This is a genomic window from Pseudoalteromonas sp. NFXS39, assembly GCF_040148775.1.
Classification (GTDB): Bacteria; Pseudomonadota; Gammaproteobacteria; order Enterobacterales; family Alteromonadaceae; genus Pseudoalteromonas; species Pseudoalteromonas apostichopi.
This window is the reverse complement of sequence record NZ_JAGDEC010000004.1, coordinates 194,329-209,049: the sequence shown is the minus strand read 5'-3', so window position 1 is coordinate 209,049 and position 14,721 is coordinate 194,329. Positions and strand designations below refer to the sequence as shown.

Below are 14,721 nucleotides of genomic sequence, written 5' to 3'. Positions count from 1 at the left end.
TATGCAATCAATTCCGATGACAGTTCGTGGTGCAGCATTACTGCGCGAAGAACTTAACGAATTAAAAACAGTTACCCGTCCAAAAATCGTTGCTGATATTGCTGAAGCACGTGAGCACGGTGATTTGAAAGAAAACGCTGAATACCATGCTGCTCGTGAGCAACAAGGTTTCTGCGAAGGCCGTATTCAAGAAATTGAAGCGAAGCTTTCAAATGTGCAAATCATTGATGTAACTAAAATGCCTAACACAGGTAAAGTTATTTTTGGCACAACGGTCACTATCGTTAATGTTGAAACCGATGCTGAAGTAAAATACCAAATCGTAGGCGATGACGAAGCAGATATCAAAAACAACCTGATTTCTGTTAACTCACCAATCGCGCGTGGTTTAATTGGTAAAGAGGTAGATGATGCCGTTATCATTAAAACGCCAAACGGTGAAGTAGAGTACGAAATCATTGAAGTTGAGTATATTTAGTAGCTTAACCAAGCATTGATAAAAACCGCAGTTATATACTGCGGTTTTTTTATACCTGTTTACATGCGTGAATTTATTCGGTACGTTGACTACAAGACAGTCGTAATGAAGGAGTAATAATGGCGAAAATTCAGTATCCTAAACCGCTTGTTCAAGGCGATAAAATAGCCATATGTGCTTTTTCATCAGGTGTAGATACAGCGTTTCATACGCGTTTAGACTTAGTACTTAATGGCTTAACAGCCAAAGGTTTTACTGTCATTGAGGGTGCCTGTTTGCGTCAGTCACACAATAGTGCAAAGCAACGTGCTGATGAGCTAATGGAGTATTTAACTGATGATTCAATAGCAGCCATCATGCCACCTTGGGGGGCGATCTCACCATGGAGATTTTACCGCTTCTCGACTTTAATGCGATAAGTAAAGCAAGGCCTAAATGGTTGGTTGGCTTTTCAGATATAAGCACTTTTGCATGTGCATTAACAACTCGTTGTGGCTGGGCAACCTTGCACGCTGCGAATTTAATGCAAATTCACCCTGACGATTCAGATGTTTATTTAGCAAATATATTCAGTGCAATGTCACTTGAAGAAAAACAGCAACTGCACCAAGTCGCGTCTCCTTATTATCAGCAAAAACCAATTGATTATAAAGCCGATCCGCAAGCTCAATTTGACTATACAGCCCCGAGTCAATGGCGATGTATTAACTATAAAGATAAACGCCAGATTGAAGTTTCAGGGCGTTTAATCGGCGGTTGCTTAGATACTCTTGGCTTGTTGCTACCCTCAAATTACTATGCATTGCATGAATTTAAAAAGCAGTATGCACCAGAGGGCTTAATTTTATATTTAGAAAATGCAGAGCTCAGCCCGATGGCATTAGCACGTTGTTTGTTATCGTTAAAGTTGAATGATGTATTCACCGATGTAAATGCGGTGGTATTTGGTCGCAGTCCAGCAATTAATAACGACTGCTATTTTGATGAATACCAAGCAATCGAACTCGCATTTAAAGGTAATTTGTTCCCAGTTATTGTTGATGCGGACATTGGTCACGTTGCCCCTAATTTAGCATTAATAAATGGAGCAGTTGCCACAATAACTGCAGACTTATGTGAAGGTATGGCGAGTAATATCATTGTAAAGACAGACTTAAAATAACAATTATGCAGGCAAAGCCTGCATAATTTATAGGTTTTATACTACAGTAATTACCGCGTCTTTATCTAAACGAGATTTTGGTAATGTAGCATTATAATCTTGCTCTGGTTCGTGATAACCAATAGCGAGTGCCACTTCACATACATAACCATCTAACTCATCAGCAAATAGCTCACCGAGTAGGTCTTTATCGACGCCTTCCATCGGTGTTGAATCTAAACCTAAACGAGCCACAGTATGCATAGTATTACCTAATGCAATGTAGGTTTGAGATTTAGTCCAAGCAGCGTTATCGCCATGGTCATCAGTATTTAAATCAACAAATGCGAACGCACCAAACGCCTGCTCTTTGTTTTCAGCTTTCGTGCGACCATTAGCAATATCTGCATCGATGACTTTTTCATAGTCATCACGTTTATAACTTGGGTTATAAGCAAATAAAATAGTATGTGATGCAGTTTTTGCATGTACCTGATTAAACTGAAACTTATTTGCAAAACTATCGTGGAAACGTTGTTTTGCTTGCTCTGATTCGATGACTATAAACTTCCATGGTTGAGAATTAATAGACGATGGCGATAAGCGTAAAGCTTCTAAAATTACAGCTAAGTCTGCTTGGCTAATTTGCCTTGATGCGTCGTAGCGCTTACTTGTGTATCGGCGTTGTAAGTCAGAAATAATAGGGTGTGTCATGATTTGCTCCCGCATGTATAACAATTAGGTGCAGTTTACGCTTTGCATACTTTACGATAAAGCGCATAATCGAATAAACATTATCAAAAATTTTTAGTTAATATGCTGGTTGAAGATCTCAAATTAATCCTCAAGGTTGCAGAGTTTCGCAGTATTACAACCGCTGCGGCAAAATTAGACATGCGTGCTGCAACCGCTAGTGCAGCAATTAAGCGCGTTGAAGCAGCTCTTGGTACTGAATTGTTTGTTCGTACTACTCGCCATTTACGTTTATCGGCGTCAGGGGAGCGTTTTTTGCCTCAGTGTCAGCAAGCGGTGCTCATGCTAGAGCAAGCGACACTTGCCTTAAAAGGCGAGCATGATGAAATAGAAGGTGAGCTAAGAGTTGCATTATCTTCAGATTTAGGCCGCAACATTATTATTCCTTGGTTAGATGAGTTACTTGATGAATATCCAAAGCTGAGTATGCGTCCTCATATTAGCGATAGTAATGTCGACTTTTACCGAGACTCTGTTGATTTTGCGCTCAGATATGGCTCGCCATCAGACTCAAACTTATATGGCTTTAAAATTTGTAATGTTCCTCGGTTGTTATGTGCAACCCCAGAGTACCTTGCCGAATATGGAGCGCCGACACATCCTGATGAATTAAACCAGCATCAAGGTTTATTTTATCAACTTCAAGATATCATCAACAATGTCTGGGAATTTACCGATGGAACAGAGCGTTTTAAAGTGAAAATGCAAGGTCGCCGAGCGTCTAATGATGGAGATTTGGTAAGACGTTGGTGTGTGGCTGGTAAAGGTCTAGCTGTTAAATCATGCATTGATATCAGTGATGATTTACTTAAAGGTCGGGTCGTGCCGGTTATGCAAAATTACCCTCACTTATGTGCCGAGCTTTGGTTAATCTGTCCAAGTCGACAATCCATAACACCTGCGGTTCGTTTAGTTCGTGATATATGTCGAGCAAAAACCAAGGCGATTCTCACTCAACTGATTGAAAAAGACATTTTAGATAAGCGGGTACTCGATAACTAATTATTTTAGGTATTGAGTTACAAGGCTTATTTATTGTAATTTCTCAATTGCTTGTTTAGCGCTTTCACTGTCAGGATTCAAGTTAAGAGCATTTTTGTAACTTGCTAATGCTTTTTGTTTATCGCCGACTGCTAAATATGCTTCACCTAAACTGTCATAAGTGTTTGCTGATTCTGGATAAGATTGATTGTTGAGTTCAAATACAGTAATTGCGGCATCTAGTTCTTTCATCTGCATTAATTCATAACCCAAGTAGTTTAACGACCTTTCTCTTGGCGTATTCCCATCATTCACCATTTGCTTATAGGTTTTCTTGAGCCCTTTAATACCTTCACTTTTAAATGCTTTATAAAGCTTGCTATCTACATGTTCTGTCGCTTTTTCATAAGGTTTGTCATAGTAGATTGCCAAGAGACCGTTAGTCATGGGGGTGAGAGGTGCACCACCCGTGTTATTTAGAATGACAATGAGTAATTTGTCTTCGATAATTCTACTTATAAACGCATTGAAACCATTGATACCACCGCCATGTTGAATACGTGTAAGGGGTTTTCCGTAAATGTTTTTATCGAGCTTTGTTACTTCCCAACCAAGCGCATAATTTCTTTGCCCAGAAACTTGATACATCTGCTTTTTATATGCGTCGTTTAATAACTTATCTGAGTAAAGGGCTTGATCCCATTTTAGTAAATCCCGCGCTGTTGAATACATTGACCCAGCTGCATACGGGATAGACATATCTAAATAATCGGTGTTGCTATAACCAGCTAGCCCGTTGTCGTATCCAGAGGCGCGAAATTTAATGATTTTATTGTGGGAATCATAGCCTGTATCCTCCATTTTAAGTGGGTCTAAAATATTCTGCTGTAATACCTCTTTATATTTTTGGCCAGTTACCTTTTCAATTACCGCACCCAAAATAAAATAGCCAGAATTGCTATAACGAAATTCAGTGCCAGGTTCGAACACTAGATCATCACTACATAGCAAGCGAATAAATTCATCAACACTGTAGGGGTTTCGGCTGTACTCATCACGAAACGATTTTGCTTGGGTATAATTACCAAGACCAGAGGTATGATTAAGTATTTGGCGAAGAGTAATTTTATTGGCAATATCTTGTCTGTATTCAGGAAGGTATGTTGCAAGATGATCATCGAGTTTAAGCTTATTATTTTGTGCCAATTGCAGGATTAACATGGCGGTAAACTGTTTGGTTATTGAGCCAATTCTAAACTTACTTTTATCACTATGCTTTATATCCCACTCAAAGTTGGCATAGCCAAAGCTTTTTTCAAACAGTACTTTTCCATCCTTTGCAACTAATACATTGCCGTTAAACTGCTTGTATTCATGAAAACCTTGAATAAAGTCGGCCATCTCTGTTTGCATATTTTGGCTATGGGCAAGGCTTGAAATTGCGAGTAAATAAAAAACTACAAGCAACCTTAATTTCTTAAAGTGTATGTTCATTGCTATCCTTGTTATTTGTTGGTTACATTAATCTATGTAAAACCTCATTGCGCATGGCTTGATTGATAAGGCTTACCATTCTTGTGTGGTCTAAATCACTGTAATGCACAACAGAGACGCTCTCATTTTGAAGTGCTTGCCAATAATCAGCGGGGCTTATTAGATCACCGTTACTGACATAGAGAGTTGTACTAACTGATGGTTGTCTGTCATTGAGTAGGGCGATTAAATCAAGTTGTGTTTCATCAATACCACTGTTTTGAATTACATTTTTTTGCTGCGATTTTCCCTTGTTCACAATAACTTAGCAATCAAGCAAAAATAATGCAATCGGATGATCTTTAAACAAGGATTATATGAAGGTTGTATTACCACCTCGCGGTAAATCCTCGGTTATCTATATGTACAAAACCACCGTGATGGGAGGCGGGTCTATAGCGCCCTATACCACCATTATAACGGCTTTGTTTTTGAAATTTTTCGAACACTTTATAAAGTACATCTACATCAGCAACTGTCAGTTTGCCGTCGCCATTTAAATCGTCCATTCGGCCATCACTATCTTCGTCTATGTATAAATCGAAAGCATCGCCATATTGGTGTCGACTATGTTTGCCATTACCAATTGAGCGATTGTAGTGGGGTGTTCTATAGCCGCTGATAAAGGCAAACTTGCTGACTTTAATCCCTTCACTTTGTACAAACTTGAGTAGTTCTTCGAGCATCATCAAGCCACCGTTGTTGACATAAAGATATTTTGGAAAGCCACTCACTTGCTTACAAATTATATTTTTAACTTGCACATGAGGAGTCAGCTGGCGTGATAAGTCTTTCTCAAAAATTTCTATAAACCCGTTTGGTGCACTGTATTGTGTGTAGCCTTTATAAGGCGTAGGGTAGAGGCCTATTTGGTAATTATTTAACTGTTTATTGTTTGCATTGAATGGTTTTTTAACAATCACAAGTAGGTGTTTACTGGTTTCATTGTTACTCAATACTAGGTTATAAAACCCTACATTTTCTGGGGCGTAAATTGCAATGCTATTTGGCCCTAATCGCTCAGTCTCAACGTCTGATACTGCTGTTGGAGCAAAATCAGCCGTGTTATCAAGTGTTAGAACCTGTTTTGCATCAAGAACAATGCTGTGCAGCGAGTCGCTTAATTCAATGGCAGCAACAGAGCATGTAGTTAACGCGAAGAACACACTTAAAATAATACGGCTGAAATACATAGTTACCTCTAAATTGTATTGTTTGCTAATGGCGTGGTGAGTGCTTTTAATAACGCGCCATCGCGATTATAGACATCGGTATAAAATTGTAAGCTCTCGTCGTCACCTGCGACTGTCCAGTACATTAAAAGTACATCTAGCGGTTTTGATAAGCTGATTTTTGTAGTCTCTTTTGCAGCAATGGCGTCATCAATGTCGCTACGACTCCAATTATCTGACGTTTCTAATATTTTCTCAGCTAAGGTGAATGGTTCATCAACTCTTACACAGCCGTGGCTAAATGCACGTTGGTCTTGCTGGAATAATGTTTTTGCAGGGGTGTCGTGCAAATAAATTGAGTATTTATTAGGAAACATAAATTTAATTTGTCCCAATGAATTATTCTCTGAAGGTTGTTGTACAAACCAGTACGGAAAGTTCTTACGACTAGCATTTGCCCAATCAATACTCTTGCTATCCACTGGGTTACGGCGACTATCAACCACAACAAAATCTTTCTCGTTTAAGTAGTTTGGGTTTTCTTTCATTTTTTTGATAATGCCACCTGCAATACTCCGCGGTACTGTCCATGTTGGATTCATCACGATATAGCTCATTTGCCCTTTAAATATTGGGGTTTTGGTGTAGTTTCTGCCAACGACCACATTGGTTTGCCATTTTAATTTGTTGTCTTCAAATAAAAATAGTTTAAAACCAGCGATATTTACCACTAAGAAGCGCTCTGTGAGAGTATTATCAACCCAACGAATACGCTCTAGGTTTACTAAAATATCATCAATGTATTCACTGTAATCTTTGTTGAGTAATTTTAACGTTGCGTTACCAATCACACCGTCGTCAGTAACTTGATGAGCATTCTGAAAATTCTTAACTGCTGCAACTAGCTCGTTGTCATAATCAGTATCATCACTACCACTGCCTTGAAAATAATTTAAGCGCTTTAACTTTTGTCTTAACAGCGGTACAGCTGCGTCTGATTGACCCGGTTTTAATATATTGTTTTGCAATGTGATGGCAGGTAACTCGCCAGTTGCATCAAGTTCTCGGTAAAACACTAAAGCATCTTTTAAGCGTTTGTAATGAGGTAATACGGGCTTAAGGTTTTCAAGGCCTTTATCAAGGCTTTTAGACTTAACGTGTTTAAGTAAAGAGGCAGCTGCAGCATCAGGACTAACGTCAAACTGTCCATAATTCCATGTTGCAGTAAGTTGTTTTGGGTTTATTTTTCCGCGTATTAAGTGTTTTGCATACGTCATGACAGCATCTGTCATAAGTACATCAAACTGAGCTTCGACTGCCTCTGCGCCGCGTTTATCTATTTCGTTGGCCAGCGCCATTAATGTATCAAAGTGATAGTCATTGGGTGAGAGGCCTTCAAGCTCTGATTGAGCAATTAACTTGAGAGCTTGTTTTGCATATTTGGTATCATTCCAAACACGTTCAAAACCATTTGCTTTATAGGTGGCAACGGTCATGTCAGGAGAATGGATGTGTTCTCTTTCAATACTGTGAGATTCACCAATCAGGATAGGTTCTAACTGTTGTTGTAAGTATTGGTTTTCAGCCAATACAGGCATGCAAATGGATAAACAACTGACCAAAACGGTGTAGCGCAGAATCTTCATAGCTATGTCCCTATAACAAGTTTGTAATTTGCTTGAATTGTTTCTTTTTTGCTCATTTAAGCTTAGCAAAGCAATACAATTTATAGGAACATATTTTTTAAATAAAAACGCTTGGCAAATGAGTTTGCCAAGCGTTCGGTTGGGATTTTGAGAGGGGTTTAATTACTGGTTGTTTGTAATTTTGCTTCTGGCTCTACTTTTTTACCTCTAAACTTGCCAATCAAACGTTTAAAGTCTTCTAACGCTACATACTGACAAGGGATTAAAATAAGTGTAATGACAGTCGCAAATAACACCCCGAATGCTAGAGATACAGCCATTGGGATAACTATTTTTGCTTGTAAGCTTGTTTCCATAATGATTGGTAATACACCAATAAAGGTCGTAATTGAGGTTAGTAATATTGCTCTAAAACGACGAGCACCGGCTTGCATCACAGCCTCTTTGATTGCAACACCTTCAGCGCGGGCCTTATTGACAAAGTCGACCATTACTAGCGAATCGTTTACTACTACACCAGCAACAGCGATGATACCGAATACCGATAAGCTACTCATTGTCATACCTAAGATCATGTGACCGAACATCGCGCCAATTACACCAAATGGAATAACCGACATAATAATGAATGGCTGCGAGTATGAGCGCAGTGGAATAGCAAGTAACGCAAATATAATCATCATAGACAAAGCAAAATCACGTACTTGTTCTGCCACACTATCCATTTCTTCTTGAATACGACCAGCCACATTACTTTCTACACCTGGGTAGCTTTTCAATAGGCTAGGTAAGTATTCGTCACGAATTTCTTTTGCAATGGCAAATGGTTCTGCTTGATCAGTGTTAACCGCAGCCCAAACGTTGACAGTGCGTTTTGCGTTTTCACGACGAATACGGTTCACACCATCAACGATGTTGACCTTCGCTACTTCTGCAAGAGGCACTTCAACGCCTGTAGGCGTAATGATACGCGCATCAGTGATGTCACTTACCGCATTTCGCGATTCACGAGGGTAGCGGATCATTACTTTAATCTCTTCACCGTCACGTAAAATACGTTGTGCTTCTAAACCGTAGTAGCTAAAGCTAACTTGTGATGCCACATCCGATAAGGTTAAGCCTAAGCTGTAAGCAAGTGGTTTAAGTTCAAGTTGAACTTCGTCAGTTGCAGATTGTAGTGAGTCATTTACATCACCTACACCTTGCATGCTATTTAGCTTTTCTTTTAACTTAGCTGCAACTTCTTTTAGTTTATTGATATCTTTACCTTCTAAGCGGAAGCTCACATCACCGTCATCACGACCACCGTTCATGATACTGTCTTCAATATTAAGCGTTTTCACACCTGGCAGTGGTGGCATTTGTTCGCGCCACATTGCACTTAATTGGAAAGTATCAATAGGGCGTAAGTCTGGTTCGACTAAAATCGCCATAATGCGTGCACTTGTACGACCGCGTAAGCTAACAGATAAGTCACGGATCATCGCTTGACCATATTGCTCTTCAAGTTGCTTATCGACATCTAAAATCAGTTTTTCAATTGTTTGTGCTGTTTCAAGGGTCGCTTGTTCAGAAGAAGATAAGTTCATTTCAACTGAGATACGTGGGAAATCATGTGGAATTTTAGGATTCGCAACAAATTTCACTAAACCACCAGCGAACATACCGCCACTGACAATAAGTACACAGATAAAGCCAACAATTACGGTATAACGGTAATGAATACAGCGACCTATAAATGGTGTGTAGTAATTATCGACAAAGTTCTTCAGGCCATTATCCATACCTAAACGCAAGCGGTGTAATGGATTTTTAGGGTTCGCAGGTTTATTTTTCATGGCCGCTAAGTGAGCCGGTAGAATCAGTTTTGATTCAATCAATGAGAAAATTAAGCATAGGATAATTACGCCACCAATGGCTTTAGAAAAGGCAGAACCAGGCCCTGATGCCAGTGTTTGCGGTAAGAATGCGGCGATAGTAGTCAATACACCAAAGGTTGCAGGAATTGCAACGCGTTTTACACCACGCACTACATTATCTAGGCTATGACCGTGCTTTTCAATTTCAGCACTGGCTGATTCACCTACGACGATAGCATCATCAACGACTATCCCTAGCACCAGTATAAATGCGAATAAAGAAGCTAAGTTAACAGTGATGTCTATAAAGCCAAGTGGCATCATTAAAAATGCACCTAGGAATGATACAGGTAAACCCATCATGACCCAAAACGCTAAGCGCAGTGGCAAGAATAGGGCAAGTACCACCATAACTAAAATACCACCCCAAATCATGTTGTCGATCATCATGTTTAGACGACCTTCAAGGTAATAAGTTAAATCAACAATTGGCGATAGCTTTACACCTGCTGGTAACTGTGGCGCTTTATCTGCTAGGTATTTTTTTAATACTGCAGCAACCTTAGTGATGTCTTGATCTTTCGAAGCATTTACTTCAAAAGTCAGTGAATTTTTACCATTGTACTTAGAATATTGCAGGCCTTCTTCAAAGCCATCGTTAATTGTTGCCACATCACCTAAGAAAACTTGGGCGCCATCAGGTAAGTGTAATAAAGGCAGCTTTTCGAACTCTTTACCACGATACGCTTGGTTTTCAACACGCATTGAAATGTAGCCATTTTCAGAGCGAATTTGACCTGCAGACATATTTGCAGAGAAGCTGCGCACAGCTGTGGCAATATCACGGAAAGTTAAACCATACTCACGTAGTTTATCTGGGCTGATTTCAATGCCAATTTCGTAGTTTAAGCCACTGTAAAAGTTGACCAAGTTAATTTGTGGTAAAGCTTGTAGTTCATCTTTTATGTCGTTACCAAGTTCTTTGAGCTGGTAGTTACTCATATCGCCATACAGCGCGAGTATCATAACTTCTTGCTCAAACTTTTCACGGCGAACAATTGGGCGTTCCATCTCAGCAGGGAAGGTATTGATTGAATCAACCTGCATCTTGATTTCATCGAGTACTTCTTGCGGGTCGTACTTTTCTTCGATTTCTATCCAAGCTTGTGAAAAACCACGGTTCGAATAAGTAATTAAACGTTTAATGCCTTCGAGGCCCTCTAAAGACTCTTCGACCTTTATGGTTATGCCTTCTTCTACCTCTTGTGGTGCAGCCCCTGGGTAGACAGCTTGAATACTGATCCAGTTACTTTCAAACTGTGGGAACATTTGCTTACGCACTGACATTGCAGTCAATAAGCCGCCCACTAAAATAAAGATCATAAGTAAGTTTGCAGCAACTGGGTTGCGTGCAAACCAGGCAATAAGCCCTTTTTCTCTGTGCGTGGTCATGGCTTATTCCTCTTTTAACGCTAATTGTGTTGTTGGCACACTTAGTTTTGCGTCATCTAGCTTGACTGCCATGCCTTCAGTTGGGTATTCAAGTGCTGAGGTAATAAGTTGCTCACCGTTAGCAAGGCCATTATCGGCGATCACCATGCCATTTTGTTCGCGCACAATGTTAAGTGTTTTAAAAGTAAGTGTTTCGCCATCTTGTAAAACAGCTACCTTGTTGTCTTTAACTAAATGGTGCGGAACAACAATCGCATTGTCCAGCGCTCGACCTTCGATAGTGGCATTAATGTATGAGCCAAAACGCAGTGGTTGTTTTTGCTCATAAGGCGTTGCTACTTGTGCTACTAGGTAATTCATGCGGCTGCGTTGGTCAACGACCCCTTCGCTGCGTACAATAGTCGCTTGCCACGTTGTTTGTTTACCTGCAAATTCAGCATTAATTGATACGCTTGCACCAATTCCTTGGTTATTTAGGTATTGCAGATCTTTATCAGCAACAGGTAAACGAATTTCAGCCAGTGATGTTGAGCTTAGGCTACCAAAGCTATTACCCGGGTTTACCACACTACCTAAACTAATCAGGCGCTCGTCGATAATGGCATCGTATGGCGCTTTAATGTATGTGCGCTCAAGATTACGTTTTGCGCGTTTTACACTGGCTTGAGCAGCACGGTAGTTTGCAAGCTTTTCAGCGAGTTGCGGTTTACGTAAATACAGCTCAGATGGAATAACTTGGTTTGAGTCACCTTTGATGCGGTCCCACTCAGCTTGTGCAACAGATACTTGCGCGCGTTCAATTTCAAGAGCAGAGCTTGCTTGCGCCAGACCTGCTTCTGCTTCAATGAGTGCAGCTTCGTAATCATTTGGGTCAATACGTGCTAGAATATCACCTTGCTTAACAAATCCGCCTTGTACAAATTGATCTGACAGCGAGACAACCTGACCACTCACTTGCGCAACAAGTTCAGTTTGGTTTTTAGGTTTAACGATACCGTATGATTTTACATCAAGGGTAATGGCGTCAAAGCTTAACGGTTTAATTGATACAAGCGGTCGCAAATCTTGTTCTGGTTTTTCGACCGGCGCTTGCTTCATAGAGGCAAATGCGAATGCCATTCCAAGTCCGCCGACTAATACGGCGATAGGGAGAATGATTTGTTTTTTACTAGCCACGGGATAGTCCCTCACGGTTGACGGTAATTAAAAATAAATTTGATAGGCTAAGCATACGCAATAAAGTGTTTACAAGGCGTTCGAAGATGTAACAAACCATTACACATATTACAAAGGCGCTACAAAGGTTCTATAAGAGGTACTCAATGACAGATAAAATGGCATGTAGATTAGGCTGTGGCGCCTGTTGTATTGCACCCAGTATTAGCTCACCGATCCCAGAAATGCCCAACGGGAAAGCGGCGGGAGAGCGCTGTATTCAACTGGATAATAATAACCTGTGTAAATTATTTGGTGATGAATCAAGGCCCAAGGTGTGTAGTGATTTTTCTGCCACTATTGATGTGTGTGGCACGACAAATGAACAAGCATTGTATTTAATTACCGAACTTGAGCAGATGACTTAAAAAAATTAAACCCTTAACATTTTTTAACAGTTACTGGGATAAATTAGGTTATTTTTTAAAGTCACAGTTTTCGCTATGGCATTTTAAATAAATTTGACTGTGGTGTTTTAAAGATCTTAGAAGAAAACGTGTCACAACAATGCCAGTCAATTGACTGGCATTGTTGTTTTTACTTACCACGTATAGGTAGCGCTTAAAGTATATTGTTCGCCGCGGCCTGGGGTACCCGGGACTTCCTCGAATGATTCATCCCAGATATTGTCAGCTGCAAAGGTAACAAACACATTATCAAGCTGGGCTGGCGTGAACTTTACTGTTAACTGCGTGAAGAAGGCTTCATCATCAGAGCTACGTAGGCGGTTACTATGTTGTTTACGCCATTCGTTATCGATACGCAACTCAAGCACATCCATTGGTTGCCATACTGCACCCAGTGTTACACGGTGATCAGGGTAGTTAAGCGCATAAAAGCTCGCATCAATATCTGCCGTGCCATAGTCTTCTGACTTTTCTAAATAGGTGTAGCTGGCAATCAACTCAGCGCTTTCAAACGATTTATTCGCTAAAAACTCAACGCCTAAGGTGTCTATATCAACCGGGTTTGCAAAACGTGCTGAAGTTGCATCAAAGCGATATGTCCAATCCGTAAGGTTTTTATCTTTGCGGTAGAAAATAGCTGAATCTAAACGCCACGAAGATTGTTCAATTAGCAAACCTAATTCAAGGTTATCGGTGGTTTCGCGCTCAAGGCTGTAATTACTTCTGAATAACCCGCCCGTTTCACTGCCGCCGATTGCGGTGTAACCGGGAACTTGTGTTGCTTCGGCGTATGATGCGTACCAAGTATGTTCACTGCCATTTTGATTAGCTACTTTAAGGCTTGCATCTGCAATAAAGGAGGTATCTGAACTATCACGGTTAGTATCATCAAAAGCAGCACCAACACGAACCATAAGCTCTTTGTTAGCTGTAAGGGCCGTCTTGTATTCAGGCAAGATACTTAGCTTAGTGTAATTGCGTGACGTAAAGTTGTTTTCAAGAGATGTTGATTCAATCTCATCAGCAATAAATTGTCCAGCATAATTAATTGCATAGTGGTCATTTAAACGGTGACGTCCAGAGAGTGCCAATGACTTAACGGTGGTTTCGTGAAACGCTTCAAAAATAGCTGGGTTTTCACGAGACAATACATAATGGTCGTTATGTTTACGATAATAACCAGTCACTTCAAAGGTACTGCTATCACCATACATTTGCTTGTGATTGAGCATGAAAAGCTTGGTTTCAAGATCTTCGGTTTCGTTAAAGTTAAATGGCGTGTAAAGATTTGGCCAACCAAAAAATTTTTCTTGGCGTCCGAACATTAAATCAGTTTGCGAGGTATCGCTTGCAAGTTGAACGCGTGCTGAGGCACGTTCAAAGTCGTGGTCGCCATTATCAATTGAGCCATCGCTTTTTGAGTGCGAGTATTCACCCTCAAAACCTAATCGCCAATCAGGTTTGCTATCCAGCTTTTGGCTATGGGCAGCATGAATGCTTTGTAAATTAAAGCCATTCGTACCTGTGCCAAGTGAAACGCTGCCAGTGCTTGTGATAGGGCGCCAGCCAAATGAAACCGTGCCAACCGAGCTATTCATACCATAAAGGGCATTATCAGCCCCTGTAAGTACTGAAGGGCCTGTTAGCATCTGTGGGGCAATAGGAATTTCAGCAAAGTAGTGACCAGATTGAGGGTCAAATAATGTACTGCTACCGACACGAAAGCCAGTATTTTCGAAGATACCACCACGAATAGTGACATCAGCTTGTGCTTCAGCCATATTGCGTGATTGCAAATCGACACGTGGGTCATATTCTAAGTTTGATACCGGCGCATCAAAAGTACCAACCGGTTCTTTATTTGCGGTTGCTGAAACTTCAACGGTGATTTGTTCAATATTGTTGGTGTCTTCTGCTAGCACTGAGCAAGTGACGAATAAAGCGGGAAGTGTAAGCTGTACTGCGCGTACCATCTAAAACTCTCTTGATTTTGTTTAATCTGGGGTAGTGGGCTAGTTAGGCGCACTGAAAATTGCGGGTATTGTATCTGAATCACTGGGTTATACCACTCCAACCAGATTTCA

12 protein-coding genes and 1 pseudogene are annotated in these 14,721 nt (G+C 40.5%); 5 read left to right on the top strand and 8 right to left on the bottom strand.

Annotated elements, in window-relative coordinates; translation table 11 throughout:
• Position 1: 1 nt before the first annotated feature.
• The 3 genes and pseudogenes from greA (at position 2) to J3455_RS09485 (ending at position 1,640) form a co-directional block, all read left to right on the top strand.
• Positions 2-478, top strand: a complete 477-nt coding sequence (greA, locus tag J3455_RS09495) for a transcription elongation factor GreA (RefSeq protein WP_054551507.1) — start codon at positions 2-4, stop codon at positions 476-478.
• 119 nt (positions 479-597) lie between these two features.
• Positions 598-932 (top strand): annotated as a pseudogene (locus J3455_RS09490) (LD-carboxypeptidase); the annotation flags it as partial.
• 69 nt (positions 933-1,001) lie between these two features.
• Positions 1,002-1,640, top strand: coding sequence for a S66 peptidase family protein (locus tag J3455_RS09485; protein WP_502935097.1), 639 nt, complete (start codon positions 1,002-1,004; stop codon positions 1,638-1,640).
• A gap of 36 nt (positions 1,641-1,676) precedes the next feature.
• On the opposite strand, the gene J3455_RS09480 is transcribed toward J3455_RS09485, so the two are convergent.
• Positions 1,677-2,333 (bottom strand): nitroreductase family protein, encoded by a 657-nt coding sequence (locus tag J3455_RS09480; RefSeq protein WP_130051293.1) that lies wholly within the window; start codon positions 2,331-2,333, stop codon positions 1,677-1,679.
• Between the two features lie 102 nt (positions 2,334-2,435).
• On the opposite strand from J3455_RS09480, the gene J3455_RS09475 reads away from it, so the two are divergent.
• Complete coding sequence (locus J3455_RS09475; RefSeq protein WP_130051294.1) at positions 2,436-3,374, top strand: LysR family transcriptional regulator; 939 nt, start codon at positions 2,436-2,438, stop codon at positions 3,372-3,374.
• 30 nt (positions 3,375-3,404) lie between these two features.
• Here the strand turns inward: J3455_RS09475 and J3455_RS09470 are convergent, their stop codons facing one another.
• The 6 genes from J3455_RS09470 to J3455_RS09445 all read right to left on the bottom strand — a co-directional run bounded on the left by J3455_RS09470 (position 3,405) and on the right by J3455_RS09445 (position 12,191).
• Positions 3,405-4,847 carry a serine hydrolase gene (locus J3455_RS09470; protein WP_256854843.1) on the bottom strand — a complete coding sequence of 481 codons (1,443 nt, stop codon included), beginning with the start codon at positions 4,845-4,847 and terminating at the stop codon, positions 3,405-3,407.
• A 22-nt stretch (positions 4,848-4,869) separates the two neighbouring features.
• A complete protein-coding gene (locus tag J3455_RS09465; RefSeq protein WP_130051296.1) occupies positions 4,870-5,145 on the bottom strand; it encodes a hypothetical protein in 276 nt (91 codons plus the stop codon).
• A 70-nt stretch (positions 5,146-5,215) separates the two neighbouring features.
• Positions 5,216-6,079 (bottom strand): D-Ala-D-Ala carboxypeptidase family metallohydrolase, encoded by an 864-nt coding sequence (locus tag J3455_RS09460; protein ID WP_349561602.1) that lies wholly within the window; start codon positions 6,077-6,079, stop codon positions 5,216-5,218.
• 8 nt (positions 6,080-6,087) lie between these two features.
• Positions 6,088-7,704 (bottom strand): L,D-transpeptidase family protein, encoded by a 1,617-nt coding sequence (locus tag J3455_RS09455; protein ID WP_349561601.1) that lies wholly within the window; start codon positions 7,702-7,704, stop codon positions 6,088-6,090.
• 158 nt (positions 7,705-7,862) lie between these two features.
• Entirely contained in the window at positions 7,863-11,015 is a 3,153-nt protein-coding gene (locus J3455_RS09450) for an efflux RND transporter permease subunit (protein ID WP_130051299.1), read from the bottom strand.
• A gap of 3 nt (positions 11,016-11,018) precedes the next feature.
• Positions 11,019-12,191, bottom strand: coding sequence for an efflux RND transporter periplasmic adaptor subunit (locus tag J3455_RS09445; RefSeq protein WP_130051300.1), 1,173 nt, complete (start codon positions 12,189-12,191; stop codon positions 11,019-11,021).
• A gap of 158 nt (positions 12,192-12,349) precedes the next feature.
• On the opposite strand from J3455_RS09445, the gene J3455_RS09440 reads away from it, so the two are divergent.
• On the top strand, positions 12,350-12,598 hold the full coding sequence (locus tag J3455_RS09440; RefSeq protein ID WP_349561661.1) for a YkgJ family cysteine cluster protein: 249 nt from the start codon (positions 12,350-12,352) through the stop codon (positions 12,596-12,598).
• Between the two features lie 173 nt (positions 12,599-12,771).
• Here the strand turns inward: J3455_RS09440 and J3455_RS09435 are convergent, their stop codons facing one another.
• Entirely contained in the window at positions 12,772-14,610 is a 1,839-nt protein-coding gene (locus J3455_RS09435) for a TonB-dependent receptor (protein ID WP_349561600.1), read from the bottom strand.
• Positions 14,611-14,721: the final 111 nt, after the last annotated feature.

What these genes read in the sequence shown, in the direction of transcription:
- greA (WP_054551507.1), top strand. Translation starts at nt 2, where the DNA reads ATGCAATCAATTCCGATGACAGTTCGTGGTGCAGCATTACTGCGCGAA.
- J3455_RS09485 (WP_502935097.1), top strand. Translation starts at nt 1,002, where the DNA reads ATGCAAATTCACCCTGACGATTCAGATGTTTATTTAGCAAATATATTC.
- J3455_RS09480 (WP_130051293.1), bottom strand. Translation starts at nt 2,333, where the DNA reads ATGACACACCCTATTATTTCTGACTTACAACGCCGATACACAAGTAAG.
- J3455_RS09475 (WP_130051294.1), top strand. Translation starts at nt 2,436, where the DNA reads ATGCTGGTTGAAGATCTCAAATTAATCCTCAAGGTTGCAGAGTTTCGC.
- J3455_RS09470 (WP_256854843.1), bottom strand. Translation starts at nt 4,847, where the DNA reads ATGAACATACACTTTAAGAAATTAAGGTTGCTTGTAGTTTTTTATTTA.
- J3455_RS09460 (WP_349561602.1), bottom strand. Translation starts at nt 6,079, where the DNA reads ATGTATTTCAGCCGTATTATTTTAAGTGTGTTCTTCGCGTTAACTACA.
- J3455_RS09455 (WP_349561601.1), bottom strand. Translation starts at nt 7,704, where the DNA reads ATGAAGATTCTGCGCTACACCGTTTTGGTCAGTTGTTTATCCATTTGC.
- J3455_RS09450 (WP_130051299.1), bottom strand. Translation starts at nt 11,015, where the DNA reads ATGACCACGCACAGAGAAAAAGGGCTTATTGCCTGGTTTGCACGCAAC.
- J3455_RS09440 (WP_349561661.1), top strand. Translation starts at nt 12,350, where the DNA reads ATGGCATGTAGATTAGGCTGTGGCGCCTGTTGTATTGCACCCAGTATT.
- J3455_RS09435 (WP_349561600.1), bottom strand. Translation starts at nt 14,610, where the DNA reads ATGGTACGCGCAGTACAGCTTACACTTCCCGCTTTATTCGTCACTTGC.